The 777-nt window shown below is 47.1% G+C and carries 1 protein-coding gene and 1 pseudogene; one reads left to right on the top strand and one right to left on the bottom strand.

What is annotated here, in order from left to right; genetic code table 11:
* Window positions 1-589: pseudogene (locus tag CFII68_RS27880) on the top strand (hypothetical protein); the annotation flags it as partial.
* A gap of 84 nt (window positions 590-673) precedes the next feature.
* On the opposite strand, the gene CFII68_RS27875 reads toward CFII68_RS27880, so the two are convergent.
* Window positions 674-777: formaldehyde dehydrogenase (locus CFII68_RS27875; protein ID WP_156886089.1), on the bottom strand; the 104-nt coding region annotated here is incomplete at its 5' end.

Genomic DNA, 777 nt, shown 5'->3' with positions numbered 1-777 from the left:
GGACAATTTGAGTCCGTTTGGGGAGGGTGGGCTGAATGCTTATGCATACAGCGTCGGAGATCCGGTAAATCGAAAAGATCCAACAGGTCACTACAATTCATTCGTTAATACCTACTCGACATCCAGGTCCTCTTGGCTCGGGATATTCACCAAACAAAGAAAATGGCAACCCCAACCAGCAGCTTCGTTGCCTGACAGAACAATCAACGGCATCGATCAAGTAGTCAGAGACAGCCTCGATCACTACAACCCCACCCCAAAAAGACTAATCACCAGCGCGGACAATGCCATTCACCATGCGAAGCTAATCGGCCATCGCAGCGAAAAAATCGAGACACTCAAAACTACCAAAGAAAAATTTAATTCATATATAACTGACAGAAGCAAAACCATAGAAAAAATCAAAGAAACGCTAAGCTACGATTCCATTTCAGGCAGCGACGGTCCGACAGTGTTCTTTATAGCCAGCAATCATTATGAGCAGCAACGTGTACAGCTTTACCTTCAAACAGCCCAAGAGACCTATGAGCTAAATAGCGAACTGGCAGTAAACCTTGGCATACGATCATCAGCCGTCCGCAAAACGTGAAGCCCACCTAGTTAAAAGTTGCATGGACATCATTAAAAAAGGGCGACATCACTGTCGCCCTTTCCCCATCTTGCCCTTTACCACTTACGCCGCACTCAACAACTTATGCGGATCAATCGACAACTTCTTCGGCACACCCGCATCGAACTCGCCATACCCCTTCGGCGCATCATCCAGGCTGATCACCT

It is taken from the genome of Pseudomonas sp. CFII68 (assembly GCF_000416195.1).
GTDB lineage: Bacteria > Pseudomonadota > Gammaproteobacteria > Pseudomonadales > Pseudomonadaceae > Aquipseudomonas > Aquipseudomonas kilonensis.
This window is presented reverse-complemented; position numbering and strand designations above follow the sequence as displayed.